Here is a 689-nt window from a genome sequence, read left to right as displayed (position 1 = left end):
CCTGTGGCAATAACCCAATCTTCGGCTTTATCAGCTTGTAAAAGCATCCACATCATTCTTACATAATCTTTTGCATGTCCCCAATCTCTTTTAGCATCTAAATTTCCAAGATAAAGTTTATCTTGAAGTCCTAAAGCAATTCGTGCGGTAGCTCTAGTAATTTTTCTAGTTACAAAAGTTTCACCTCTTATGGGCGATTCATGATTAAATAATATGCCGTTACAAGCAAAAATGTTATAAGCTTCTCTATAATTTACTGTTATCCAGTACGCATACATTTTTGCAACTGCATAAGGAGATCTAGGGTAAAATGGGGTTTTTTCAGATTGTGGTACTTGTTGTACCAAACCATATAATTCAGAAGTTGAAGCTTGATATATTTTAGTTTTTTTCTCTAAACCTAATATTCTAATAGCTTCTAAAATTCTGAGTGTACCTAAGCCATCAGCATTGGCTGTATATTCAGGAGTTTCAAAACTTACTTTAACATGTGACATTGCAGCCAAATTATAGATTTCATCAGGTTGAACTTCTTGAATAATTCTTATTAAATTGGTACTATCTGTCATATCTCCATAATGCAAGATGAAATTTGCATTATCTACATGAGGATCTTGATATAAGTGATCTATTCTATCAGTGTTAAATAAAGAAGATCTTCGTTTTAATCCATGAACTATATATCCTTT

General features: G+C 32.2%; 1 protein-coding gene. It reads right to left on the bottom strand.

Features of this window, described 5'->3' with window-relative positions; all coding sequences use genetic code 11:
* The coding region (gene gmd, locus EGM88_RS13955) for a GDP-mannose 4,6-dehydratase (RefSeq protein WP_123899045.1) at nt 1-689 on the bottom strand (689 nt) is incomplete at both ends.

It is taken from the genome of Aureibaculum marinum, from assembly GCF_003813905.1.
Lineage (GTDB): Bacteria > Bacteroidota > Bacteroidia > Flavobacteriales > Flavobacteriaceae > Aureibaculum > Aureibaculum marinum.
Note: the sequence above shows the minus strand (reverse complement) of the source record. Positions and strands in the feature narration are given on the sequence as shown.